The sequence below is a fragment of the Lewinella sp. IMCC34183 genome (assembly GCF_003390915.1).
Classification (GTDB): domain Bacteria; phylum Bacteroidota; class Bacteroidia; order Chitinophagales; family Saprospiraceae; genus Neolewinella.
In genome coordinates this window covers 55,253-77,756 of the sequence record NZ_QMEM01000008.1, presented here as the reverse complement: position 1 = coordinate 77,756, position 22,504 = coordinate 55,253, and the positions used below count along the sequence as shown (strand labels likewise).

Below are 22,504 nucleotides of genomic sequence, written 5' to 3'. Positions count from 1 at the left end.
GCGTTTCACTACAAAGAACTCACCGCCATGCGTATCCCTATCCTGTTCCTTTCCGGGCTTTTCTTTACCACCTTGCTATCCGCGCAATCGCCGGTCGACGTCGGTGGTGAGGGTATGCAAACCACCGCCCTGGAGGCCAACACCGGGGCCGACGTCTTCGCTACCAACTTTGACGAGTCCAACGTAGGGTTCATGCACGTGTACGTGGAGCCGGAGATCGACCCCCTGGACGATTATTTCTTCCGGGGCCGCGAACTCACGGATACCGCCATGGCTATGCTGCCGACCCGCTGGCGGCAAATGGCCGACGCAGACGATGCTACGTATTACGGAACGATGGCCATCAAGGGAGTCGACGAAAACCTGTACATCACCCGCCTGTCTACCGCATCCGGCGACCAGATTGACATGTTCGCCATCCGCGACGGCAAGGTCGAGCACCTCAAGACCCTCGCGACCCTCAACTGCAACGGCACGGACTGTACCCAGCTCGACAGCTACATTACCGACGTTAATCTCGATACCCGCTTCGACCTTATCCAGATCGGCCGGAAATATTCAAAGGCGTCCGGCTCAACGGAGGAACGCCGTAGCGTATACGTCATGCGGCCCGAAGACCGGCGGTGGACCCTCACCGAGGAACTGGACGTTCCCTGGGAGGGCATCACCTTCTACGATAAGGCGGTAGAAAAAATGCAGCGGTAGGTCATTCCTCCTCCGCTGCCTCCCGGCGGCTGTTGCGAATCTTTGCGAGCAATTTTTCGGATGCCGGCGTCAGCTCCACACCGGCGGGCGGTACCCGGTACTCGGCCAGGATATCGAGGAGTACGCCCACCCGTCCCTCGGTGTCGTAGAAGCGATTCACGATCGCGATGCGCCGCTGCTCCACCAGGCAGTAGCCGGAAGTGAAGTTGCCCTTTTCGTAGCGGACGGCGTACCCTAGCTCCTTGAGGAGGGTTTCCAGTTTTTTAAGGTTGCGTGTTGTGGCGGTGATCATCGGTCGGCGGGGCGCGGGTGCAAGTAGTAGGCGGCAAAGGTATCATATCGGGCGCCGATCCGTCGTGCCACGCCAATGCCTCAGTACCCCGCAGTACATTTGTCCTATGCGCATCCCCCTGTTGCTGTTGTCGTTTCTCCTTGCGGTCAGCCTGTCGGCCCAGACGTTCCGGGCCTCCATCCTGGGCGGGGTCAACCTCAGTCAGGTCGACGGCGACGACCTCCTCGGTTTCTACCAACCGGGAGTCAACGCCGGCCTGCGCGTCGTGGCCCTGCTGGGTGACCGCTGGCGGGTGGGTCCGGAGTTGCTGTATAGTCAGCAGGGTGCGCACCGTAACCGCAACAGCATCAACGTCAGCGATTTTCGCGACATCCGGCTCAACACCGTGGAGCTGCCCCTGATGGTCTATTACAAGGACTGGCGGCTGGCGGCCGAGGCCGGCGTTAGCTACCAGCGGTTGATCGGGTATACCATCACGGATGCGGCCGGAAACGATATCACCACCTCCTTTCCCCTAAAGAACGACCACGCCGCGGCCAATCTGGGCGTGACCCTATTCCTCACTCCCCGACTGGGCGTGAATTTTAGGTGGTCCAAGCAATTTACCGACCTGCAGCAGGCCGAAGCGCCCCGCCTGCGCGGGCGTACGCTCTCGCTGAGGGCCGTCTACACCCTAGGCGCCGGGGAATCCCTGCCCGCCGCCCCCACCCCACCAACCGGCAACTGATTATGTCCGACACCGACCTACGCGCCGTCATTGACCTCGGCACCAATACCTTTCACCTGCTCATCGCCGCGGTAGGTCCCGACCGCCGCATCACGGAGCACTACCGGGAACGCATCTTCGTCAAACTCGCCAGCGACGGCATAGAAACCATCGGTCCGGCTCCCTTCGCGCGAGGGCTGGAGACGCTGCGGCACTTCCGGGAGGTGATTGACCGGTACGGCGTCACGGAAGTAACCGCCATCGGCACCGCGGCCCTGCGGACCGCCGCCAACGGCGAGGTCTTCGTACGCACCGCGGAGCTGGAATCCGGTATCGTGATTCGCCTGATCCCCGGAGACACCGAGGCCGCCTACATCACGCGGGGCGTACTGGCGGCCCTGCCCCCCCTCGTCGACCGGGTGCTCATCATGGACATCGGCGGCGGCTCCACCGAATACATCCTCGCCTCCGAGCGGGGGGTGCACTGGCGCCGCTCCTTTCCCATCGGGGCCGCCGTGCTGCAGCGCCGTTTTCACCGGGCAGATCCGATAACGGAGACCGAGATCCGTGCCCTCGACGAGTTTCTTACGCGGGAGCTGCTGCCCCTGCGCGACGTACTTCGCGAATACCCCACCACCCACCTGGTTGGTGCGGCGGGCACCTTCGACGTCCTTGCCGACCTGGTCCCCCACCCGGCGCCCGACGACCGCCCCGGCAGTCATCGCCTTTCCCTGACCGCACTGGAGGAGCTGCACTATCGCGTGGTGGCCTCCACGGTGGCCGAACGAATGGAGATGGCCGGCCTGCCCCACGAGCGCGTCGACCTGATCGTGTCCGCGCTCCTGCTGCTGCGCTTTACGATGCAGTTGGCCGGTATCGACCGGATTACGGTCAGCGATTACGCCATGAAGGAGGGCATCCTGCTGGGTCTTGTGGGAACCGACCTGACTAGTGCGTCTGATCGAAGTCCTGAATGACCGTCAGGATCAGCATGATATCCACGTAGAACTGCCGGATCAGCTGAAACGACAGGTTGGAGCGGAAAAAGTGCGGCTCGAGCAGGTCGTAGCCGTGTTCCAGGCCGATGAAGAGGTCCTTGTTGTGTACGGCGAAGTAGAGGTCGCGTTGCTCCCTCCGGTGAAACTCCACCAGGGCGTCCTGCATCGGAGGGGTGAGTATTCCCGCCACCTTCGTGCCCGGGTGAGCGTAGACGGCGAAGGCTTCCTTGAAGTCCGGATTGAGGATCTCTACATCGGCGGAGCGGCCCTGCTGCCCGACGTAGGCGTCGACGGACCGCTTCAGGCGGCGAAGCTTATGTCGGGGCCATACCGCCAGCCGGCCGCTGGTGGGCTCGTTGAAGACGGCGTGTACGAACAATCCGCTGAAGACGAGCTCCAGCCGGTTGCTGGCCGGGCTGATCTCCTGTACGTAGGCCTCCCCCATTTCGAAGGCCATCTCCCCCACCAGGCCACGGATGTAGTCCTCGGCGCGGTAGCTGTCGGGGTGCGGGCGGAACAGGCCGCTGCGTTCGAAGCGGTCCGCCAGGATCGGCCGGCGGGCGTCGTACTCCAGCGAACGGAAGTTGGGCAGGTCGTTGATGAAGTCGAGTAACAGGCGCACGATGGCCGGCTTGAACGACTGCCGGAAGCGCTCGATCCGGAAGTATAGCGAACCGACATAAAAGGCTACCGGTACGACCAGCAGCAAGATTAGGAAGCCGAGATCGTACACCAGGAAAACCACCAGTACGGCCAGGATGCCCACGAGGCTCAGCACCATTCCCCGCAGGATACGCTTGCGCAGTCCCTCGAGCCGGAGCAGCTCGGGGCGGATGGTGGTGTTGTAGTACAGGCGCAGCTCGGCCAGGCGGGGCGGTATCATTTCGTCGGGTCGGGAACGGCCAAAATACAACCTTCCGGGGGAGGTAAGGTGTCTACTTAAAAACCCTTATCTTTGCGCGCTTATGCAGTACAGCATTAAACTTACCCTGCTCCTCCTGTCGGTGGTGCTCTTCGGCTGCCGCTCGGAATTCGAGACCATCCGGACGAGCAACGACCCGGCCATGATCCTGCAGAAGGCCAACGCCTATTACGATGCGGGAGAATACCAGCGTGCGCAGACCCTGTACGAACTGGTGATCGCCCCCTACCGCGGACAAACGGAGGCCGAGCAGATCGCCTACCGCTACGCCTATACCTACTACTACACCGAGCAGTACGTACTGGCCAGCTACTACTTCAAGAACTTTGCCACCACCTACGGCGGCAGCCCCCTGCGGGAAGAAACGGAGTTCATGTCGGCCTATGCCAACTATATGCTCAGTCCTACTTACCGGCTGGACCAGAGCTACAGCGTCAAGGCCATCGAAGGCTTCGAGGAGTTCGCCAACCGGTACCCGGACAGCGAACGGGTCCCCGAGGCCAACCGCCTGATCGACGAGATGCGGGCCAAGATGGAGCTGAAAGACTTTGAATCGGCCAAACTGTACATGGACATCGAACGCTTCGAATCGGCCCTCACCAGTTTCGAGAACGTCCTCAAGGACTACCCCGAAACCCAGCGGGCCGAGGAGATCCGCTACCTGATGGCCCGCGTGCAGTACGAGTACGCCTCCCGCAGCTTTCGCACCCGCAAGCCGGAGCGCCTTCGCGCTACCATCGAGCTGGCGGAAAACTTCCTGAACCGGTACCCCGACAGTGCCTACGTACCCGAGGTCCGCGACTACCTGGATAAATCGAATAAAGAACTTAAAGAACTAGAAAATGTCTGACATCAAAGCCCGCGCCCAGGGACTGAGCCCCGATACTTCCGCCCGCGATATCCAACAGGTCGTCGGCGATACCGGCAACATCTACGAAGCCCTCTCAATCGTGAGCCGCCGCGCCCGGCAGCTCGCCGTCGACCTCAAGCACGAGCTCGACCAGAAGCTGGAGGAATTTGCCGAAGTCACGGACACCATCGAGGAAGTCGTGGAGAACAAAGAGCAGATCGAGATCTCCAAGTTCTACGAGAAACTGCCCAACCCCGTCCTGATCGCCATGCGTGAGTACCTCGACGACGAGCTCTACCACCGCTACAACGAGCGCCGCGAGGAAGACGAGGACGACCTGTAGTCCCTTGGGCCTCGCCGGCAAGAAAATTATCTTGGGCGTCAGCGGCAGTATCGCTGCCTACAAATCCGCCCTCATCGTTCGCGGACTGATCAAGTCAGGCGCCGAAGTCCGGGTACTCATGACCCGTGCGGCGACCGACTTCATCAGTCCGCTTACGTTAGCCACCCTCTCCCGCGCGGAAGTGGTCACCTCCGTGCACAGCGGCGACAGCTGGAACAACCACGTGGAGCTCGGCCTGTGGGCCGACGCCTACCTGATCGCCCCCGCCACGGCTACTACCCTGGGCAAACTGGCCAACGGCATCTGCGACAGTCCCCTGGTGGCGGTCTACCTCTCCGCCCGCTGCCCGGTCTTTTTCGCGCCGGCGATGGACGTGGATATGTGGCTGCACCCGGCTACCCGCCGCAACGTGGAGCGGCTGCGCGGCTACGGCAACCACCTCATCGACGTGGAAAGCGGAGAGCTTGCCAGCGGCCTCACCGGACAGGGACGCCTGGCGGAGCCGGAGCGCATCCTGGCCGTCCTCGACGACCACTTCGCGCGCCATAGAGATCTGGCCGGTCACCGGCTGCTCATCACCGCCGGCCCTACCCACGAGGACCTCGACCCCGTACGCTACCTCGGCAACCGCAGCACCGGCAAGATGGGCATCGCCCTGGCCGAAGCCGCCGCCGCCCGCGGCGCCGAAGTAACGCTTGTCCTCGGCCCCACGGAATTATCCACGTCAGCGGCCGGCATCACGGTCGTGGATGTCCGGTCGGCCCGCGAGATGTATACGGCGGCTACCGAGCGTTGGGCGGACTGTACCGCAGGCATCCTCTGCGCCGCGGTTGCCGATTACCGCCCCGCTACCGTAGCCGCGGAAAAAATTAAGAAACACGGCGAGGAACTTTCGCTTCGGCTGGTCCCCAACCCCGATATTGCGCGGGAGCTAGGCCTACGCAAGCAGCCCGGACAGTACCTGATCGGCTTCGCCCTCGAAACGGAGAACGGCCCGGCCAACGCCCGCGCGAAGCTGGAGCGCAAAAACCTGGACCTCATCGTTTTGAACTCCCCCCGCGATCCCGGTGCGGCCTTTGGTCACGATACGAACCAAATCCAACTCATCGACCGCAATAAGGCGACCGCCTACGAGTTAAAACCCAAACGCGCGGTAGCGGACGACATCCTCGATCGCCTGGCCGTCGAAACTGCTCCGTCATGAGACTGATTATCCTCCTGCTGTTCACCTCCTGCCTGCTGACCGCCCAGAGCGAGATCAACTGGACCGTCAACCTCAATACGCAGCAGATCACGCAGACCGACAAGCGGGTATTCGAAACCCTCGAAAAGGACCTGGTCAACTTCCTCAACGGCCGCACCTGGACCGACGATCGCTTCACCGAGGACGAACGCATCGACGCTACCCTCTTCCTCACCCTCGCCGAAGTCACGCGGGAAACCGGCGGCGGCGAAGAACTGATCCCCAACCGGTACAGCGGGACCCTGGCCATCCAGAGTGCCCGCCCCATTTACGGAATCGGCGAGGTCACCCCGGTCCTCAACTACCAGGACAAGCGGCTGGAATTCAATTACGAGCAGTTCGAGGCCATCCAGCTTTCCGAGCAAAGCTTTACTTCCGAGCTGGCCTCCATCCTCGGCTTCTACGCCTACCTCGTGCTGGGCATGGATTACGACACCTTCTCCCCCCTCGGCGGGCAACCCTACTTCGAAGAGGCCCAGCAGATCTATAACCGCCTACCCAACGGATTGGCCAACAGTGGCGGGTGGACCGCCGCCGGCAAGGCCAATAACCGCTACTTCCTGCTGGAAAACCTGCTGAGCCCCCGGATGATCCCCATGCGCCGCGCGGCCTACACCTACCACCGCCTGGGCCTCGACCAGATGCTGGTCGATCCCGCCGCCGCCCGCGCCAACATCACCCTGGCGATCGAGGACGTCCAGTCCGCCAACCAGACCTACCCCAACAGTGCCCTCGTGCAGTCCTTCGTGGACGCGAAGCGCGAGGAGATCATTGCCATATACCAGGGCGCCACCGGACCGGAGAAGAACGCCGTGATCCAGATGATGTCGCGTATCGACCCCTCCAAGGCGGGCGCCTACCGGGCCATCAGCGCGGGGGGCGGGGGACGCACCGCTATCCGTGGGCAAGCCGGTAAGCGATAATTTCGTCGTGGTCGAACTCCCCCTCGAAGCGTGATTCCTCCTTCGCGGTGACGCTCGACTCCGGGGGTACCCGGCCCTCGGCCACCGCGGCCAGCACGCTGGGGTGGATGTAGTACTTCCGGCATACCGCGGTGGTGTTTCCCAGGAACTCCGCTACGCGCTCGACGACCCGCAGGTCGACCCGCTCGGGCACCTCGCCGTCATTCTCGTCCAGTAGCTCCCAGTAGGCATCGACCGCCGCCGCGGTACCCGCCCAGGTACGGAAGTACTTGCTGCTGAAGCGGGGCCCGACCAGGTCACGGACCATCTCGTTCACGTCGTTGCTGTCCAGGTTATGCATCCGGCCGTCGTCGCCCCGGAAGCGGAATACCTCGTAGCCCGGCAACTCACTCATATTGGTGATGATCTTGACCAGGGAGGGCTCACTCAGGTCCACGGCCCGTTCCTGCCCGCTCTTCCCCACATACTCGAAATGCACCCCGTCGCGGTCAACTTCCACGTGCTTGCGGCGCAGGGTGGTCAGGCCGATGGTGCCGTTGCGCTTCCGGTAGCTGGAGTTACCGACGCGCATGCCGGTCTCGTCCATCATTGCAAGGGCGATGGCCGCTACGCGGTCGTGGCCCCACCCGTGGGAGTCGTCCTGGATGATGCGGCGCAGCGTCTGTCGGGCACCGGGCAGCGCCTCGGCGAATTCCAGCAGGGTGTTAAACTTGTTGAGTTGTTTGAAGGCCAGCCAGTCCGGATGGTAGCGGTACTGTTTGCGGCCGGCCTCGTCGCGGCCCGTACTCAGGAGGTGGCCGTTTTCTAAAGGACAGATCCAGACGTCGGTCCAGGCCGGGGGGATCGCCAGCGAGGCCAGGCGGTCCTGTACGAGCTTATCCTTGATGAGGGTACCGTCTTCCCGAAAGTAGCGGAACGTCTTGCCGTGGGGCTTCCGACTCCAGCCGGGCTGCTCGTCGGAGACGTGGATAAGGTCGGGTACGTTAGGTGAAGTGTCGGGGGATCCCGCCATAGCGCAACTGGATTTCAACCAGTAAAAGCGGAGGTTCCCGATTTAGGTTCTAGGCTTCTTCCCGTAAATCGGCAATACGGGCGCGTATGTCAGCCAGTAGGTCTACCGGCGGCTCTTCGTGGCGGAGGTTACGCTTGAGGAAAACCTTGAGGGCCGCCAGATCGGTGAGGGTGTCTGAGCAGTTCTCCTTGGAAGCCGCTTCGGCCACTTCGGGCAGGCGCGCTTCGGGGGACGTGATATGCTGTTTCTTGAACATGACGTTTTGAAATTTGACGTGCCGCCCCCGAACGATACGGGGGCGGCACGTGAGTTAACCTAAATTGCGGGTATTGACGATGCCGAAATTCTGTTCGGCGTAGCCACTCAGCTGTTTGATGAGAGCGATGCGCGCGCGGCGGGTCACGCTCTTTACGGTATTCAGCGGCATCTCCATGGCCTCGGCGATCTCTTTTTCGGCAAAATCGTAGAGATCGGCCATGAGCACGATGGCCCGCTGCCGGTCGTTAAGCAGGGTCATCGCGCGCAGGATCGGGTCGCTGAAATCGCGGTCAAGCGCCCCGCTGACGCGCAGGTCGGCGAAGCCGGAGAGGGGGTTTTCCGTATCCCGGAGGTGGAAAGCAATCCGCTCGTCGAGCTCTTCCTCCCCCCGGCGCTTCCGCTTCCGGTAGGCGTTGATGAAGAGGTTGCGTGCAAGACAGAACAACCAGGCCCGGCCGTTGGTCCCCGGCGTGAACTGGTCGATCTTGACGTAGGCGCGGACAAAGGTCTCCTGCGTGAGGTCGGCGGCGTCGCTGCCGTGGCCCGTCATGCGCAGTAGGAAGTTATACACCACCCGGTAGTGGATGAGTAGCTCCGCTTCGAAGAGGTGGTCGCGGTCGGTGCGGGCCATGGTGAAGAGTATACGTTAGGTGAACGGTAAGTATGCGCCGGGAGAATGCCCCGGCACTCCCCGAAAGTTCCCCTCTCCGCGTTTTTTTTTTGCGCGAACGCGGGTGCAGGGAACCTCCCCGATATCACAAAAATCGGTTTCTAAAATCATCAAATTAGGAAAATACCATCGGAGTAAAATGCGCCATCGGAAGTCCCAACACTAACTGTTTCACCGTGAAACTACCCCGGCAGGAGTGGTTTGCTTACCTTTGTGCGCGCTTCACTAAATCGTTCCGCATGATCAGCTACTACGCCAGCCGAAACGGGCAGTTGGAACAAGCGGAGCAAGCCGGCCCGGATACCTGGATCCACCTCACGCCCCCCTTTACTTCCGAGGAACTCCCCGGGATTGCCGAACGCTACGAGCTGCCCATCGATTTCCTTACCGACCCCCTCGACATCGACGAACGCTCGCGCTATGAGCGGGAGGACGACGCGCGGCTAATCGTAGTCAATACGCCCGTCCTCAGTCAGGTCGAAACCGAGAACGATAGCATATACATCACCGTTCCGATCGGAATCATCCTCACGCCCGAGGCCCTGATTACCATCACCTCGACCCCGGACCACCCGGTGCTGCAGCTGTTCATCGACAACAAGTTGCGCAATGTCGACCCGGCCCGGCGCAGTCAGTTCGTGCTGCGGATCTTCGAGCATACGGTCTACCGCTTCCTTACCTGCCTGAAACGGCTGAACGTCAAGCGCAACCTCATCGAGCAGGAACTCTACGACAGCAGCCGCAACCGCGAGCTGAAGCAACTGCTCAGTATCGAAAAATCCCTGGTCTACTTCATCAATGCCCTCAACGGCAACGAACTGCTGAAGATGAAGATCAAACGGGCCGACTTCCTGGGCATTCGCCACGACGAAGACGAGTGGGACCTCTTCGAGGACATCATCATCGACAACGGGCAGGCCCTGGAAATGGCTAACATCTACACGAATATCCTGAACGGGACGATGGACGCCTACGGCTCCATCATATCCAACAACCTGAATATCACCATTCAGCGCCTTACACTGATCACCATTATCCTGACGGTACCGACGGTGATCTTCAGTTTCTGGGGGATGAACGTTCCCCTCCCCCTGCAGGATAAGCCCTATGCGTTTCTGCTGCTGATCCTGCTCTCCGTCGTATTCAGCGTGGCCATCACCTTTTACTTCCGGCGCAAGCGCCTGTTCTAGGGGATCACGCGAACGCCTTGTTTTTTATCTACCTTTACCGCATACCTAGCTTTCAAGTTCCCTACATGCCTCACTCCACAATTACCGGTATCGGCCATTACGTACCGAAGAATATTGTTACGAACCAGGACCTTACCGAAGTAATGGAAACTAGCGACGAGTGGATCCGCGAACGCACGGGTATCCAGGAACGCCGCTACATCGACCGAACGAAGGAAACCACCACTACCCTAGCGCTGGAAGCTTCGCTGCGGGCCATTGCTGACGCGGGCATCGATAAGGAAGACATCGACTTCATCGTTTTCGCTACCCTGAGCCCCGACTACTACTTTCCCGGCTCGGGCGTCCTGCTGCAGCGGGAACTTGGCATCGCCAAAACGGAGATCGCGGCCCTCGACATCCGGGCGCAGTGCTCGGGCTTTATCTACGGACTCAGCGTGGCCGACCAGTTCATCCGCGCGGGTACCTACCAGCGTATTCTGCTGGTCGGCGCGGAAGTGCATAGCGTAGGACTCGACTTCAGTACCCGCGGCCGCAACGTCAGCGTGATCTTTGGCGACGGCGCCGGTGCCGTCATCCTGGAAGCCACCGAGGACCGCAATACCTCGGTCCTTTCTACCGTGATGCACAGCGACGGCACTTACGCCGAGAAACTGAGCTACATGTACCCCGGCGCCCACGGCGGCTACTTCATCGAGAAGTACGGCATCGAGGGCTTCGACGTGGATTTCGACCTGGAAAATAACAAGTACGGCGGGGTCTTCTGGAACCAGGACATGCTCGACCAGGGCCGGGTCTACCCCCACATGGAAGGACAGGCCGTGTTCAAGATGGCGGTCCGCAAGTTCCCGGAAGTAATCATGGAAGCCCTGACCAAGGCCGGCCTGTCCATCGAGGACCTCGATATGCTGATCCCCCACCAGGCCAACCTGCGCATCAACCAGTTCGTGGCTCACACGATGAACCTGCGCGACGACCAGGTCTACAACAACATCATGCGCTACGGCAATACTACGGCCGCCAGCATCCCGCTGGCGCTCTCCGAGGCGCGCGACGAGGGTAAGGTCAAGAAGGGCGACGTCGTCACGCTGGCCGCCTTCGGGGCCGGCTTTACCTGGGCGGCGGCGGTGCTGCGGTGGGGATTTTAGGCAGCGGCAGCATAGATCGCTGCCAGAGGCAGCGTTGTACTGGCGCCGCCGGAGGCAGCATCGTACTTCGCTGCCGGAGGCAGCGTTGTACTGGCGCCGCCGGAGGCAGCGTCTTACTGGCCGGGCTGCTCGGGGAGTACCTCGGCCACAGTGAAGATGCTCCCCCCCACGAAGACTACGTCTTCGGGAGCGGCCGCCGCTACCGCGGCCCGGTAGCCCGCCCCCACGCTGTCGTATGCCTCCCCCACCAGGCCGTAGTCCGCGGCGGCGGCGCGTAGGGCTGTCGCGGGCAACCCCCGGGGAATGTCCGCCTTGACGAAGTAGTATATGCCCTCCACGGGAAAAAGCGGGAGGGCCTTGGAAAGGTCCTTGTCGTTGACAACCCCCAGTACGATGTGCAGCCTGCCCGCCCGCTGGCTTATCTCCTCCCGAAGCCGCTCCAGCACCGGCCGTAGTCCCTCGCCGTTGTGGGCACTGTCGGCCAGCACGAGGGGGCCATGGTCGCTGAGGGTTTGCCACCGCCCGACGTAGTACGTCAGGTCATGAACGTGGTTAAAGGCGTAGTCTACCCGATCGGTATCGAGCGAGAGATCCCCGGTTTTCCCTAGTTCCCGCAGGGCGGTCCAGGCGGTCTGCAGGTTTCGGTCGGCGAAGGGGCCGCGCAGGTCGGTCGGAAAAGCTCGCCGCTCCTCCTGGTCGGCAAAGCGAATGGGTGCGCCGCGTTCCCGGGCGACCGAGCGGAAGACCTCCTCGGTCTCCGGCTGTGTTTCCCCGATCACCACGGGGCGGCCGGACTTGATGATACCGGCCTTCTCCCCGGCGATCTCGGGGAGGGTATTGCCGAGGAACTGCATGTGGTCGTACCCGATATTGGTGATGACGGAGAGCACGGGGTCGATCACGTTGGTGCTGTCCAGCCGCCCGCCGAGCCCGACCTCCACGACGACCCATTGCACCTGCGTCCGCGCAAAGTAGTCGAAGGCCATGGCCACCGTGATCTCGAAAAAACTGGGCTGGATACGCGCTATAGCGGGCAGCATCTGTTGCGTGAAGCGCACCACCTCATCTTCGGGGATAAAGGTGCCGTCTACCTTGATGCGCTCGCGGAAGTCCTGGTAGTGGGGGCTGGTGTAGAGTCCGACGGTAAAGCCGTGGGCCCGCAGCGCGGCGGCGATCAGGTGACTGACGGTACCCTTACCGTTGGTACCCGCCACGTGGACGCACCGCAACTGCCGCTCGGGATGAGCCAGTTCGGCGAGTAGCAGGCGGATATTGGTGAGGTCCTTCTTCATGGCGCTGTCGCCCACGCGCTGGTACATCGGCAGGCGGGTGAAGAGGAAGTCGAGGGTCTCGGTATAGGTCATGACGGTGTGCGGTACGGACCGGCAAAGCTAGCTCCCTGTCGCGTAGCGTACCTTCGCGGGATGACGCGAAAAGAGCAAATTTTGCAACTGCTGGAGGCGGCGCCCCAGGACGCGTTCCTGCGCTTTGCCCTGGCGAAGGAGTGGGAAAAAGAGGGCAACGACCCCGCCGCCCTCAACATTTACCACAGCCTGGTCAACGACCAACCGGACTACGTAGGTACCTACTACCACCTCGGCAAGACGCTGGAACGGATGGAGCGCCCCCGGGAGGCGTGGAAGATCTACACCCGGGGCATGGAGGTCACCGGCCGGCTGCAGGAGCAGCACGCCAAGCGGGAGCTGGCGGGTGCCCGCCTTGAGCTGGGCGACGAGGAAGACTTCGCCTAGAGGCGGTACTTGGGGGCCACGGCCAGGCGGCCGCGGGGCTCGCTGCGCGATAGCAGTTGCCCATCCGGGCGCCCCTCCTCTACGGGAGCGTAATCCGGGATCCGCTGCTGACGGGCCCCGGGGGCGGTCAGCTCCTCGACCGACTCGGCGCGCTGGGCGAGTGCCGTTTCGCCGGACGGAAGCGCGAGGTGGGTCAGGGCGGCTACCCCGGCCACCAGGACGATCACCGCGGCGATGACCCAGGGGCGAACTCCCAGCCAGCGGGGACCGCGGGTGCGGCGGTCGAGCCGTGCCTCGATGCGGTCCCAGGTACGGGGGGCAGGGCGGCGACGCAGGCCGAGGGCCGTACGGCGAAACTGGCGATCGAAGGAATCTTGAGTAGGCATGCGGTTGGCGGTTAGCGGGCGGGGTAGCCCAGTTTTTCTAGTAGTTCCCGGAGCCGTTTCTTGGCCAGGATGAGTTGTGATTTGCTGGTATTGATGCTTATATCCAGCTTATCGGCGATCTCGCGGTGTTTGTAGCCCTCCACCACGTAGAGGTTGAAGACGGTGCGGTAGCCGACCGGCATCTGGTCGAGGAGGTCCAGAATGTCGCGCTCCGCCAGGTACTCGGCGGCGGCGGCCGGAACGGAGTAGTCGGCGGGGTTCACGTCGGATAGCTCGCTGGCCCGCCGGAGCGCATGCTTCTTGCGAAGTTGCATCAACGCTTCGTTGACCACGATCCGCCGGATCCACCCTTCGAAACTGCCGGCCTCCGAAAAGGTATCGATCTTGTCGAAGACCTTGAAGAAGGCCGACACCAGCACGTCGTCGGCGTCCGAATCGCGGCGGCAGTAGCGTCGGGCCACGGCCCCCATCAGGGGGGCGTAGCGTTCGTACACCGCCCGCTGGGCCCTTCGGTCGTTTGCTCTGCAGCCGGCGATCAGTTCCTGCTCGGTCAAGGGGTCGATTTACATTGATTACGCCGGTAAGATGCCGTCGGCGGCCCGTTTGGTGGATTCGTAATCAAATACCGCGGCAAAGTGGCGCTCCACGACCGGTGTGACCTCTTCCAGCTCGACGGGGCGGCGCAGTTCTACGCTCAGGCTGGTGACCGACCGGTCGGCCTCGGCGATGCCGCAGGGAACGATGTGGCCGAAGTGCGTGAGGTTGGGCCGTACGTTGAGGGCGAGTCCGTGCATGGTCGTCCAACGGCTCAGGTGAACGCCGATCGCGCAGATCTTGCGGCGCGGCTGCCGCCGCGCCGCGTCGCCGGGAAGCCAGACGCCCGTGTAGCCGGGGTCCCGCTCGGCGTACAGCCCAAACTCCGCGAGGGTGCGGATCACGACCTCCTCCAGGCTGCGTACGTACCGGTGCACATCGGTAAAGAATTCGTCCAGGTCGAAGATAGGATACACCACCAGCTGGCCGGGGCCGTGGTAGGTAATGTCGCCGCCCCGGTTGATCTTCAGGAAGGTGAAGCCCCGTTCTTCCAGCTCCGCCGGGGAAAGCAGCAGGTTGTCCGCCGAGCCTGACTTTCCGAGGGTGAAGACCGGAGGGTGCTCTACGAAGAGCAGGTGGTGGTGCTGGGGCCCCGGCTGCCGGCCGTCCCGGCGGGCCTCGCGTTGGGCCAGCTTCCGCTCGACCGTTTCCCGGTGCAGGCGGGTTTGCAGGTCCCAGGCCGCGGGGTAATCCATGCGGCCGAGGTGGTGTACGTGTACATCAGGCATACCCGGTAAACGCCCCGCCCCCCGCTGCGGGTTGCCCGCGGGTCAGTCGAGGCCGATGGTGAGGACGATCTTCCCTACGTTTCCGTTGCTGGCCATGTACCGGTGGGCCTCGGCGACGTCTTCCCAGTCGTAAATGGTATCGACCACGGCGGTGAGGGTTCCGTCGGAAAAGCGCGGCCAGATTTCCCGGCGGAAGTCGGCGGTGAGGCGCTGACGGTAGGCATCGGTGCGGCTGCGCATGGTGCTTCCGGTAAGCTGAATACGCTTGCGCAGGAAGGGGGCCATGGAGAAATCCGCCACCCGCGCGCCGCCGAGGGCGGCCAGGCTGACGATGCGTGCGTCGGTAGCGCAGCAGGCCAAGTTCTGGTTGAGGTAGGGGCCGCCGACGAAGTCGATGATGATGTCCGCCCCCTTCCCGGCGGTGAAGTCCATCACGGCTTCCTGAAATTCCTCGGCGTGGTAATCGATGGAGCGGGCGGCCCCCAGCTCGTCCACGGCCTCGTGCTTGTGGCCGCTGGCGGTGACGATGGGTAGGGCGCCGGCCAGCTTGGCAAGCTGGATCGCGGCGGTCCCTACTCCGCTGGCACCGGCGTGGATCAGCACCGTATCGGAGGGTTGTACGCGCGCGATCCAGTGCAGCGCCTGGTAGGCCGTGAGGAATACCTCGGGGATGGCCGCCGCCTTGGTGAAGGAAAGGTTTTCGGGGAGCTTCAGCAGCATCCGGTAGTCCACGGCGATCTGCTGGGCGTAGCCCCCGCCGTTGACGAGTGCGCATACGTTGTCTCCGACCTCGAATCCCTTGACGTCCGAGCCCACCTCGATAACGGTACCGGCTACTTCCAGGCCCAGGATGGGGTTGGCGCCGGGGGGGACGGGGTACTTCCCCTCCCGCTGCAGCAGGTCGGCACGGTTAAGGGCGGTGGCGGCCACGTGGAGGACCACCTGCGAGGGCGTGGGCCGGGGATTGTCGACCTCGTCGATATAGAGTTGGCCGGCGTCGCCGGCGGGTTCGTACAGGATGGCCTTCATAAGGAAGTAGGAGATGAGGGAAAGAAAATGGAGTCTACGACCGGCCGAGTTCGATCGCCCGGTCGAGGGCGGCGCGGGCGCCGCTTTTGATGTCATCGAATACACTGGTGGTACGGAAGGTGTTCATCGCCGCCTCCGTGGTACCTCCCTTACTCGAGACCCGCTCGATCCACTGACGGCACGTGAGGTCGTTCTTCATCTGCAGCTCGACGGCACCCCGGAAGGTTTGGGCGACCAGCAGTTCGGCCTGGCTTTCGTTGAAGCCCATCTCCGTGGCCGCCTCGATCATGGCCTCCATGAAGTAAAGCACGTAGGCCGGTCCGCTGCCGCTAATGGCCGTGGTGGCGTCAATGCTGTATTCATCGTCGACGTAGATGGCCTTGCCCGTGGTGTTCAGGAGATTTTGCACCAGGACGAGCTCGATGCGGGTGACGGCTTCGCTGGCCGTGTAGCTGGTCATACCGAGACCGATCTGGGCCGGCAGGTTGGGCATCGCCCGGATGACCTTTTCCACGCCCAGCCCCGCCTGGATGGAGCGGATGGTCACCCCAGCCATGATCGAGAGGTACACCTGCTGGGGGTCGGTCTGCGGACGCAGGGCGGCGAAAAGGGCCACGCTGTCCTGGGGCTTAACCGCCAGGATGATCAGGTCGGCCGCGGCCAGGCAGGTATCAGGGGAGGTGAATACCGTACCGATCTTCGCCTCCCGCAGTTCGGCGAGCTTGTCGGACTCCCGCTCGAGGATCATCAGGTCCTCCTGCTGTACCAGGTGGGCCCGCAGCAGGCTCCGCGCGTAGGTCCTACCCATATTACCACCGCCAATCACCAGAATCTTCATCGTTTAAATTTTTGCCGAAGATAGATCATCGTGCCAAGGGTACGGGTTGTCCCTACATTGAAACCTGACCCAGAACCGGTGCCAACCTTTGGCGGGACACCGGTGTATAATTTGTAAGCACATGAAACCTATGCCATCCATAGAAGAGGAGATCCAGCAAACTGCCTTCCGCTCGCCCGCCCACCGTACCCAGGTGAACATCATATACACCGCGGCCTGGATCAATCAACAGACTACTCAGGCGCTGCGCCCCTTCGGTCTCAGCATCCAGCAATTCAACATTTTGCGCATCCTGCGTGGCCGCAACGGCCAGCCCGCTACGGTGAAGCTGCTCACCGAGCGTATGCTGGATAAGATGAGCAATGCCAGTCGGCTGGTGGACAAACTGAAAGAAAAGGGGTACGTACGCCGGCAAGAGTGCGAGACCGACCGCCGCCGCGTCGACATCGTGATTACCGACGCCGGGCTCAAGATTATTAACCAGGCCACCGAAGCCGTGGAGGCGAATATGCTTGAGCACTTCCGTAACCTCGACGATCAGGATTTTAATGAGTTGAGCAATATGCTCGACCGCCTCCGGGGCTAGTAATTCCCGCGGATATTTATTTCTCCCCGTAGTATGTTTGGGAGGGCAAGGCCGTATTTAGGCCTCCCGTCCGGCCCCGGCCACGTGAGGTCCGGTTCTCCTAACCCGAATGCACTACTAGTATGAAACAGCTCCTTACCCTTCTCCTCGCCCTGTCCGTAACCTCCGGATTGCTGGCCCAACGCACCCTTACCGGTACCGTGTCCGAAGAGGACGGAGGTCCGCTGCCCGGCGCCTACGTCACTGTGAAGGGGTCTACCCTGGGTACGTCCACAGACATCGACGGCACCTACACGATCGCGGTTCCTGAGGCGGCCAACACCCTGGTTTTTTCCTTCCTCGGCTTCGGTACCGTGGAGGTAGAGATTGGAGAAAGCGACCGAATCGATGCCATTCTGTCCGCGGGTACCGTCCTGGACGAAGTCGTCCTGATCGGTTCCCGGTCCGCCGGCCGGACCAAGCTCACGACGGCCGTTCCCGTTGACGTGGTAGACGTTACGGCGGTGGCTACTGCTTCGGCCCAGACCAACGTCAACCAGCTGCTGAACTACGTGGCCCCGAGCTTCAGCTCCAATACCCAAACGATTTCCGACGGTACCGACCACATCGACCCGGCCTCACTTCGGGGCCTGGGTCCCGACCAAGTGCTCGTGCTCATCAACGGCAAGCGCCGCCACAACACCTCTCTGGTAAACGTCAACGGCACCTTTGGCCGGGGTAACGTGGGTACCGACCTCAACTCAATTCCGGTGGCGGCCATCGAGCGCATCGAGATCCTGCGCGACGGTGCCTCCGCCCAGTACGGCTCGGACGCGATCGCCGGGGTGATCAACATCATCCTGAAGGAAAAGACCGGACTGAGCCTCAACGCGGAGACCGGAGCCTACATGAGTTCCGAAATCCCCGACTACCAGGGAAGCACCGACGGTGAGTTTAACCAGATCAGCGCCAACTACGGCATTCAGCTCAACGAAAACGGAGGCGTACTCAATTTCACCGGCGTATTTGACGACCGCAACTACACCAACCGGATGAAGGAATTCACCGGCTCCATCTTCAGCGGCTACAACAACCCAACCTCCGGCGCGGCGCCCAACGCCGACATCACGGAGGCGGAACTCGAGCGCCGCGGGCTGGAGCGCAGCGACTTCAACATGCGCGTGGGCCAGTCAGCCCTCCGCAACGGCGGCGTGATGTACAACTTCAAACTGCCCGTAGGTGCGGCTACGGAGGTATACAGCTTCGGTGGCCTCAACTACCGCCGCGGTAACGCCACCGGCTTCTACCGCCTGCCCAACCAGGAGCGGACCGTCACCGACATCTACCCCAACGGCTTCCTGCCGGCCATCAACTCCAACATCGGCGACGCCAGCCTGGCCGTGGGCATTCTGAGCGTGTATAATAAGTGGGAAGTGGACTTCAGCAACGTCTACGGCCGCAACAGCTTCAATTACCTCATCAACAATACCCTCAACGCCAGCCTGGGCTCGGCCAGCCCTACCTCCTTCGACGCGGGGGGCTTCGCGTTCTCGCAGAATACGTCCAACCTCGACATTCGCCGGTACTTCGATGATGCCCTCTCGGGCCTCAACATCGCCTTCGGTGCCGAGTACCGCCTGGAGAACTACCAGATCAACGCCGGTGAGCAGGCCAGCTACTACGACTACGGCGCGTCCAGTGCCTACACCACTACCGGTGGCGATACGGTGCTGATCCGCGACGGCGTGGGACCGATCGCTACGGTCTTCGACCCGCTGGGCCGCAGCCGCCCGGGTGGAGCACAGGTATTCCCCGGCTTCCGGCCAGACAACGAGGTGAACGCCTTCCGCAACAGCATTGGCGCCTACGCCGACGTGGAGGCCGACGTGACCGATGCCTTCCTGTTGGGCGTCGCGGCCCGCTTCGAAAACTACTCCGACTTCGGTTCTACCGTAAACGGTAAACTGACTACCCGCCTGAAGCTGTCCGACGACTGGACCTTCCGCGCCGGTGCCAGTACCGGTTTCCGCGCGCCCAGCCTGCACCAGCTGAACTTCAACTCCACCTCTACCCTCTTCGTCGACGGCGTACCCTTCGAGGTAGGGGTATTCAGCAACGACAGCCGGCCGGCCCAGTTGCTGGGCATCCCCCAGCTGAAGCAGGAGCGGAGCGTCAACTACAGCGCCGGCTTCACGGGCCGTATTCCGAATGCCAACCTGAGCATCACACTGGACGGCTACCTCATCGACATTAACGACCGTGTGGTCCTGACCGGTCAGTTCCAGGGCGGAACGGAGACCGAGCAGCTCCGCGAGATCAGCCGGCTGCTCCAGCAGGCCAACGCCAACCGCGCCGCTTTCTTCGCCAACGCCATCGACAGCCGGACCCGCGGCATCGACCTCGTGGTCACCCATAACGGCCGGATCGGTTCCAACGGGCGACTAACGTCCAGCCTGGCGGCCACCTTCGCCCAGACCACCCTCCAAGAGGTCAATACCAGCTCGGTGCTCGAGGGCTTCGAGGATACCTACTTCGACCGTACCAGCCAGGTGTTCCTGGAGAGCGCCGTACCCCGGACCAAGGCCAACCTGACTCTCGACTACAACGTGGGCAACTTCGGCGTCTTCCTGCGCAACGTCTACTTCGGTCCCGTCAACGAGGCCACCAATAGCCTGGACAACGACCAGACCTTCAGCGGGAAGGTCATCACCGACCTCAGTCTGAGCTACCAGCTCAGCGACCGCCTGCGGTTCATCATTGGCTCCAATAACCTGCTGGACATCTACCCCGACCTGAACATCCCCGCCAATCAGTCGGACGGACGCTTCCTGTACAGCCGCCGCAGCCAGCAATTCGGCTCCAACGGACGCTACCTGTTCGCCCGGGTACGCTTCACCCTCTAGTACGATGCGGTCTCCGACCGCGCAAGTAAAATGCGGCCTCCGGCCGCGACTACGAAGCCGACAAAACCCGTACGGAACTCCCCCTATCCGACACCTCGGTATAGGCTACCCAAAGCGTGCCCCCGTGAAGCGCCAGCCGCGGAAAGCCTACCCGCCGCGAGGCCGCCAGCCGGGCCAGCTCCCGTTGTCCCACGGTCCCCGCGGGGGTGATGGTGTATAGCGTCACCGCAGCGGTATCGGCCGAGGAGGTGGAAGCCATACCCAGCAGGTAGGCGGTGCCGTCCGCCGCCAGCTTGAGGTCGACGCGACCCAGCGGGTCGCGGTCGTCTATAATAATTGGGGCCGCAAAAGAAGCGGAATCGGCGGCGTAGCGGGCGAACTGGATGCGCGGTACGCCCCCGGCGGCGGTGTACCAGGCGAGGGCTACCGCGCCGGCGGCGTTGGCGGCCAGGGCCGGACCATTAACGGGGCAGCCGGTGATTTCCCACCCGTCCGGGTGAACGACCCCGGGGGTCTGCCAGGCGTCGGCTCCCGCCGGCAGGATCGCGTAGGCGATGTCCCGGATTTCCTCCGTAGAACGATCGCGGTAGGCGACCATGGTGAGATCCGCGGTGGCCACCGTGGTGGTATTGCAGCAGTCGCATACGCGGTGGTCCAGTTCCGTGCGCTCGTGTACGCCGCCGTCGGGCGACACCCGCGCGGTACGCAAGGTCATGGCCCCGCTACCCCCGTGATGGGCGTGATCGACCGCGGAGCCCCCGGTATTCCGCCCGTCCAGCCAGGACACCCGCAGGCTCCCGTCGGCGAGGGGGGCGGCGGACAGGAACCCATGTTCCGACGATACCCCGTCGGAGTGCAGCACCTGCGGGCGCGCCCCGTTGGCAGAGAAGTTGATGTCGTAGTCGTAGGTGCCCGCGCCGGAATAGGCCAGAAAGTGGTAGAACAAGCCTTCACCAAGGGGCCGCACCGACGGGAAGTCGGCCCAGTTGACAAACCAGTCGTCGCCCCCGATGACCAGGCTGTCCGGCCCCCAGCTGCCGTCCCGGTACTCCCGCACGTAGAGCCGGTCACCGGCCACCGTATCGGAGATGACGTAGGAAAGCAGCAGCCGGCCCTGCCCCACCCCGAAGCGCGGGAGGCGGCTGCCGGCGGGAAGCGTATCCCCGACGGGCGCCGCAATCCGCGGCGACTCCGGTGGTGGCGTACTTCCCTCCCCGGCGCAGCCGGTCAGTAGCAGGAAAAGCAGCAGTACCGGAGCGGCGCTACCGGCAAGTCTTCGACCGTTGATCATCGTATTTCGGCTTTCGTGCTTCCTAAAGTCCCAAGATCGACCGGTTGCCGGCCTCGTCGGTACCTGCGTCGGCGAAGTCGTCGAAGGCCTTGTCGGTCACCTGGATGATGTGCTCGGCGATGAAGGGCGCCCCTTCCGCGGCACCCTGCGCGCTGCTTTTGATGGCGCACTCCCATTCCAGCACGGCCCAGCTGTCGTAGCCGTACTTGCTCAGCTTGGAGAAGATGCCCTTGAAGTCCACCTGCCCGTCGCCCAGGCTGCGGAAGCGTCCGGCGCGGTCGGCCCAGCCCTGGTAGCCGCCGTAGACCCCCTGCTTGCCGGTGGGGTTGAACTCGGCGTCCTTCACGTGGAAGGCACAGATGCGCTCGTGGTAATGGTCGATGAAGCTCAGATAGTCGAGCTGCTGCAGCACGAAGTGGCTGGGGTCGTAGTTGATCTGCGCCCGCTCGTGGCCGTCGAGGGCCTCCACGAACATTTCAAAGCTGATGCCGTCGTGCAGGTCCTCGCCCGGGTGCAGCTCGTAGCCCACGTCGACCCCCACCTCGTCGAAGGCGTTGAGGATGGGGCGCCAGCGATCGGCCAGTTCCTTGAAGGCCATGTCGACCAGGCCGGCGGGGCGCTGCGGCCAGGGGTACACGAAGGGCCAGAGCAGGGCCCCGGAGAAGGTGGGGTGCGCCTTCAGCCCCATGTTGGCGCTGGCCTTGGCGTTGAGGAGCAACTGATTGGTGCCCCACTCCATCTTGGCCTTGCGGTTGTTGTTGGCCTCCTTGGGGGCGAAGGCATTGTACATGGTGTCGTAGGCGGGGTGGACGGCCACCATCTGTCCCTGCAGGTGACTGGCCAGCTCGGTGATCTCGAGGCCGTGCTCGCCTACGCGCCCCTTAATCTCGTCGCAGTAGTCCTTGCTGTCGGCGGCCCGCTCCAGGTCGATCAGGCGGCTCTCCCAGGTCGGGATCTGCACGCCCTTGTACCCCAGCCCGGCCATGTAGCGGCAGATGTCGTCCAGGTTATTGAAGGGGGGCTCGTCGCCCATGAATTGCGCGAGAAAAATGGCGGGGCCTTTGATGGTAGTCATAGTTGGTTGCGATTTGCGGGTGGTAGTTGCGGGGGCGCGGGTGCGGAGTTCGCTCCGGAGTCGCCACGCCCGGCCGGTTTCCGG

Annotated in this window: 25 protein-coding genes; 12 read left to right on the top strand and 13 right to left on the bottom strand. The window is 62.8% G+C overall.

Annotated elements, in window-relative coordinates:
- The first annotated feature begins 27 nt into the window (after positions 1-27).
- The gene (locus DQG19_RS16485) at positions 28-705 is read left to right on the top strand and encodes a hypothetical protein (RefSeq protein WP_116127394.1); all 678 of its coding nucleotides are present in this window, start codon (positions 28-30) and stop codon (positions 703-705) included.
- A 1-nt stretch (position 706) separates the two neighbouring features.
- On the opposite strand, the gene DQG19_RS16480 is transcribed toward DQG19_RS16485, so the two are convergent.
- Positions 707-997 (bottom strand): hypothetical protein, encoded by a 291-nt coding sequence (locus DQG19_RS16480; RefSeq protein WP_116127393.1) that lies wholly within the window; start codon positions 995-997, stop codon positions 707-709.
- Between the two features lie 106 nt (positions 998-1,103).
- Between DQG19_RS16480 and DQG19_RS16475 the strand changes: the two genes are divergently transcribed.
- Both DQG19_RS16475 and DQG19_RS16470 read left to right on the top strand, forming a co-directional pair.
- On the top strand, positions 1,104-1,724 hold the full coding sequence (locus DQG19_RS16475; RefSeq protein WP_116127392.1) for an outer membrane beta-barrel protein: 621 nt from the start codon (positions 1,104-1,106) through the stop codon (positions 1,722-1,724).
- Positions 1,725-1,726: 2 nt separating this feature from the next.
- Positions 1,727-2,680, top strand: coding sequence for an exopolyphosphatase (locus tag DQG19_RS16470; RefSeq protein WP_116127391.1), 954 nt, complete (start codon positions 1,727-1,729; stop codon positions 2,678-2,680).
- Here the strand turns inward: DQG19_RS16470 and DQG19_RS16465 are convergent.
- Positions 2,652-3,584: a DUF3137 domain-containing protein gene (locus tag DQG19_RS16465; RefSeq protein WP_116127390.1), complete on the bottom strand. Its 933-nt coding sequence runs from the start codon at positions 3,582-3,584 to the stop codon at positions 2,652-2,654. The two genes, DQG19_RS16470 and DQG19_RS16465, sit on opposite strands and share 29 nt — an antisense overlap.
- 82 nt (positions 3,585-3,666) lie before the next feature.
- Between DQG19_RS16465 and DQG19_RS16460 the strand changes: the two genes are divergently transcribed.
- The 4 genes from DQG19_RS16460 to DQG19_RS16445 are packed head-to-tail and all read left to right on the top strand — an operon-like array spanning position 3,667 to position 6,982.
- On the top strand, positions 3,667-4,473 hold the full coding sequence (locus DQG19_RS16460; RefSeq protein WP_116127389.1) for an outer membrane protein assembly factor BamD: 807 nt from the start codon (positions 3,667-3,669) through the stop codon (positions 4,471-4,473).
- On the top strand, positions 4,466-4,816 hold the full coding sequence (locus DQG19_RS16455; RefSeq protein ID WP_116127388.1) for a DNA-directed RNA polymerase subunit omega: 351 nt from the start codon (positions 4,466-4,468) through the stop codon (positions 4,814-4,816). Before DQG19_RS16460 ends, DQG19_RS16455 begins: the two co-directional genes overlap by 8 nt.
- Before the next feature lie 4 nt (positions 4,817-4,820).
- Positions 4,821-6,020 carry a bifunctional phosphopantothenoylcysteine decarboxylase/phosphopantothenate--cysteine ligase CoaBC gene (coaBC, locus tag DQG19_RS16450; RefSeq protein WP_116127387.1) on the top strand — a complete coding sequence of 400 codons (1,200 nt, stop codon included), beginning with the start codon at positions 4,821-4,823 and terminating at the stop codon, positions 6,018-6,020.
- A complete protein-coding gene (locus DQG19_RS16445; RefSeq protein WP_116127386.1) occupies positions 6,017-6,982 on the top strand; it encodes a DUF4835 family protein in 966 nt (321 codons plus the stop codon). The genes coaBC and DQG19_RS16445 overlap by 4 nt, the downstream gene beginning before the upstream one ends.
- Here DQG19_RS16445 and DQG19_RS16440 read toward each other — a convergent pair.
- The 3 genes from DQG19_RS16440 to DQG19_RS16430 are packed head-to-tail and all read right to left on the bottom strand — an operon-like array spanning position 6,954 to position 8,883.
- Positions 6,954-7,994: a DNA topoisomerase IB gene (locus tag DQG19_RS16440; protein ID WP_116127385.1), complete on the bottom strand. Its 1,041-nt coding sequence runs from the start codon at positions 7,992-7,994 to the stop codon at positions 6,954-6,956. The two genes, DQG19_RS16445 and DQG19_RS16440, sit on opposite strands and share 29 nt — an antisense overlap.
- Positions 7,995-8,043: 49 nt before the next feature.
- Positions 8,044-8,250 carry a hypothetical protein gene (locus DQG19_RS16435; protein ID WP_116127384.1) on the bottom strand — a complete coding sequence of 69 codons (207 nt, stop codon included), beginning with the start codon at positions 8,248-8,250 and terminating at the stop codon, positions 8,044-8,046.
- Positions 8,251-8,304: 54 nt separating this feature from the next.
- Positions 8,305-8,883 carry a sigma-70 family RNA polymerase sigma factor gene (locus DQG19_RS16430; protein ID WP_116127383.1) on the bottom strand — a complete coding sequence of 193 codons (579 nt, stop codon included), beginning with the start codon at positions 8,881-8,883 and terminating at the stop codon, positions 8,305-8,307.
- A gap of 215 nt (positions 8,884-9,098) precedes the next feature.
- Here DQG19_RS16430 and DQG19_RS16425 point away from each other — a divergent pair, with 215 nt between their 5' ends.
- Both DQG19_RS16425 and DQG19_RS16420 read left to right on the top strand, forming a co-directional pair.
- Positions 9,099-10,112 (top strand): magnesium transporter CorA family protein, encoded by a 1,014-nt coding sequence (locus DQG19_RS16425; protein ID WP_232826544.1) that lies wholly within the window; start codon positions 9,099-9,101, stop codon positions 10,110-10,112.
- Positions 10,113-10,177: 65 nt separating this feature from the next.
- Positions 10,178-11,260 (top strand): beta-ketoacyl-ACP synthase III, encoded by a 1,083-nt coding sequence (locus DQG19_RS16420; RefSeq protein WP_116127381.1) that lies wholly within the window; start codon positions 10,178-10,180, stop codon positions 11,258-11,260.
- A gap of 113 nt (positions 11,261-11,373) precedes the next feature.
- Here the strand turns inward: DQG19_RS16420 and DQG19_RS16415 are convergent, their stop codons facing one another.
- Positions 11,374-12,624, bottom strand: coding sequence for a bifunctional folylpolyglutamate synthase/dihydrofolate synthase (locus DQG19_RS16415; RefSeq protein WP_116127380.1), 1,251 nt, complete (start codon positions 12,622-12,624; stop codon positions 11,374-11,376).
- A gap of 60 nt (positions 12,625-12,684) precedes the next feature.
- Here DQG19_RS16415 and DQG19_RS16410 point away from each other — a divergent pair, with 60 nt between their 5' ends.
- The gene (locus tag DQG19_RS16410) at positions 12,685-13,011 is read left to right on the top strand and encodes a tetratricopeptide repeat protein (protein ID WP_116127379.1); all 327 of its coding nucleotides are present in this window, start codon (positions 12,685-12,687) and stop codon (positions 13,009-13,011) included.
- On the opposite strand, the gene DQG19_RS16405 is transcribed toward DQG19_RS16410, so the two are convergent.
- From DQG19_RS16405 to proC, 5 genes are read right to left on the bottom strand one after another with little or no spacing between them, the layout of a single operon-like run.
- A complete protein-coding gene (locus DQG19_RS16405) occupies positions 13,008-13,397 on the bottom strand; it encodes a hypothetical protein (RefSeq protein WP_116127378.1) in 390 nt (129 codons plus the stop codon). The genes DQG19_RS16410 and DQG19_RS16405 overlap by 4 nt on opposite strands.
- An 11-nt stretch (positions 13,398-13,408) precedes the next feature.
- Complete coding sequence (locus DQG19_RS16400; protein WP_116127377.1) at positions 13,409-13,951, bottom strand: RNA polymerase sigma factor; 543 nt, start codon at positions 13,949-13,951, stop codon at positions 13,409-13,411.
- 18 nt (positions 13,952-13,969) lie between these two features.
- On the bottom strand, positions 13,970-14,719 hold the full coding sequence (gene lipB, locus DQG19_RS16395; RefSeq protein ID WP_116127376.1) for a lipoyl(octanoyl) transferase LipB: 750 nt from the start codon (positions 14,717-14,719) through the stop codon (positions 13,970-13,972).
- A 42-nt stretch (positions 14,720-14,761) separates the two neighbouring features.
- Positions 14,762-15,748, bottom strand: a complete 987-nt coding sequence (locus DQG19_RS16390) for an NAD(P)H-quinone oxidoreductase (RefSeq protein WP_116127375.1) — start codon at positions 15,746-15,748, stop codon at positions 14,762-14,764.
- A gap of 34 nt (positions 15,749-15,782) precedes the next feature.
- A complete protein-coding gene (proC, locus tag DQG19_RS16385) occupies positions 15,783-16,586 on the bottom strand; it encodes a pyrroline-5-carboxylate reductase (protein ID WP_116127374.1) in 804 nt (267 codons plus the stop codon).
- Between the two features lie 130 nt (positions 16,587-16,716).
- On the opposite strand from proC, the gene DQG19_RS16380 reads away from it, so the two are divergent.
- Positions 16,717-17,172, top strand: a complete 456-nt coding sequence (locus DQG19_RS16380) for a MarR family winged helix-turn-helix transcriptional regulator (RefSeq protein ID WP_116127373.1) — start codon at positions 16,717-16,719, stop codon at positions 17,170-17,172.
- Between the two features lie 122 nt (positions 17,173-17,294).
- Positions 17,295-20,054, top strand: coding sequence for a TonB-dependent receptor (locus DQG19_RS16375; protein WP_116127372.1), 2,760 nt, complete (start codon positions 17,295-17,297; stop codon positions 20,052-20,054).
- A gap of 49 nt (positions 20,055-20,103) precedes the next feature.
- Here DQG19_RS16375 and DQG19_RS16370 read toward each other — a convergent pair whose 3' ends face one another.
- A complete protein-coding gene (locus DQG19_RS16370; RefSeq protein WP_116127371.1) occupies positions 20,104-21,345 on the bottom strand; it encodes a hypothetical protein in 1,242 nt (413 codons plus the stop codon).
- 22 nt (positions 21,346-21,367) lie between these two features.
- Positions 21,368-22,420, bottom strand: coding sequence for a sugar phosphate isomerase/epimerase family protein (locus DQG19_RS16365; protein WP_116127370.1), 1,053 nt, complete (start codon positions 22,418-22,420; stop codon positions 21,368-21,370).
- Positions 22,421-22,504 lie beyond the last annotated feature (84 nt).

What these genes read in the sequence shown, in the direction of transcription:
- DQG19_RS16435 (WP_116127384.1), bottom strand. Translation starts at nt 8,250, where the DNA reads ATGTTCAAGAAACAGCATATCACGTCCCCCGAAGCGCGCCTGCCCGAA.
- DQG19_RS16375 (WP_116127372.1), top strand. Translation starts at nt 17,295, where the DNA reads ATGAAACAGCTCCTTACCCTTCTCCTCGCCCTGTCCGTAACCTCCGGA.
- DQG19_RS16485 (WP_116127394.1), top strand. Translation starts at nt 28, where the DNA reads ATGCGTATCCCTATCCTGTTCCTTTCCGGGCTTTTCTTTACCACCTTG.
- DQG19_RS16405 (WP_116127378.1), bottom strand. Translation starts at nt 13,397, where the DNA reads ATGCCTACTCAAGATTCCTTCGATCGCCAGTTTCGCCGTACGGCCCTC.
- DQG19_RS16455 (WP_116127388.1), top strand. Translation starts at nt 4,466, where the DNA reads ATGTCTGACATCAAAGCCCGCGCCCAGGGACTGAGCCCCGATACTTCC.
- DQG19_RS16480 (WP_116127393.1), bottom strand. Translation starts at nt 997, where the DNA reads ATGATCACCGCCACAACACGCAACCTTAAAAAACTGGAAACCCTCCTC.
- DQG19_RS16365 (WP_116127370.1), bottom strand. Translation starts at nt 22,420, where the DNA reads ATGACTACCATCAAAGGCCCCGCCATTTTTCTCGCGCAATTCATGGGC.
- DQG19_RS16465 (WP_116127390.1), bottom strand. Translation starts at nt 3,584, where the DNA reads ATGATACCGCCCCGCCTGGCCGAGCTGCGCCTGTACTACAACACCACC.
- DQG19_RS16370 (WP_116127371.1), bottom strand. Translation starts at nt 21,345, where the DNA reads ATGATCAACGGTCGAAGACTTGCCGGTAGCGCCGCTCCGGTACTGCTG.
- DQG19_RS16415 (WP_116127380.1), bottom strand. Translation starts at nt 12,624, where the DNA reads ATGACCTATACCGAGACCCTCGACTTCCTCTTCACCCGCCTGCCGATG.
- DQG19_RS16440 (WP_116127385.1), bottom strand. Translation starts at nt 7,994, where the DNA reads ATGGCGGGATCCCCCGACACTTCACCTAACGTACCCGACCTTATCCAC.
- DQG19_RS16445 (WP_116127386.1), top strand. Translation starts at nt 6,017, where the DNA reads ATGAGACTGATTATCCTCCTGCTGTTCACCTCCTGCCTGCTGACCGCC.
- lipB (WP_116127376.1), bottom strand. Translation starts at nt 14,719, where the DNA reads ATGCCTGATGTACACGTACACCACCTCGGCCGCATGGATTACCCCGCG.
- DQG19_RS16380 (WP_116127373.1), top strand. Translation starts at nt 16,717, where the DNA reads ATGCCATCCATAGAAGAGGAGATCCAGCAAACTGCCTTCCGCTCGCCC.
- DQG19_RS16470 (WP_116127391.1), top strand. Translation starts at nt 1,727, where the DNA reads ATGTCCGACACCGACCTACGCGCCGTCATTGACCTCGGCACCAATACC.
- DQG19_RS16460 (WP_116127389.1), top strand. Translation starts at nt 3,667, where the DNA reads ATGCAGTACAGCATTAAACTTACCCTGCTCCTCCTGTCGGTGGTGCTC.
- DQG19_RS16410 (WP_116127379.1), top strand. Translation starts at nt 12,685, where the DNA reads ATGACGCGAAAAGAGCAAATTTTGCAACTGCTGGAGGCGGCGCCCCAG.
- proC (WP_116127374.1), bottom strand. Translation starts at nt 16,586, where the DNA reads ATGAAGATTCTGGTGATTGGCGGTGGTAATATGGGTAGGACCTACGCG.
- DQG19_RS16390 (WP_116127375.1), bottom strand. Translation starts at nt 15,748, where the DNA reads ATGAAGGCCATCCTGTACGAACCCGCCGGCGACGCCGGCCAACTCTAT.
- DQG19_RS16430 (WP_116127383.1), bottom strand. Translation starts at nt 8,883, where the DNA reads ATGGCCCGCACCGACCGCGACCACCTCTTCGAAGCGGAGCTACTCATC.
- DQG19_RS16475 (WP_116127392.1), top strand. Translation starts at nt 1,104, where the DNA reads ATGCGCATCCCCCTGTTGCTGTTGTCGTTTCTCCTTGCGGTCAGCCTG.
- DQG19_RS16420 (WP_116127381.1), top strand. Translation starts at nt 10,178, where the DNA reads ATGCCTCACTCCACAATTACCGGTATCGGCCATTACGTACCGAAGAAT.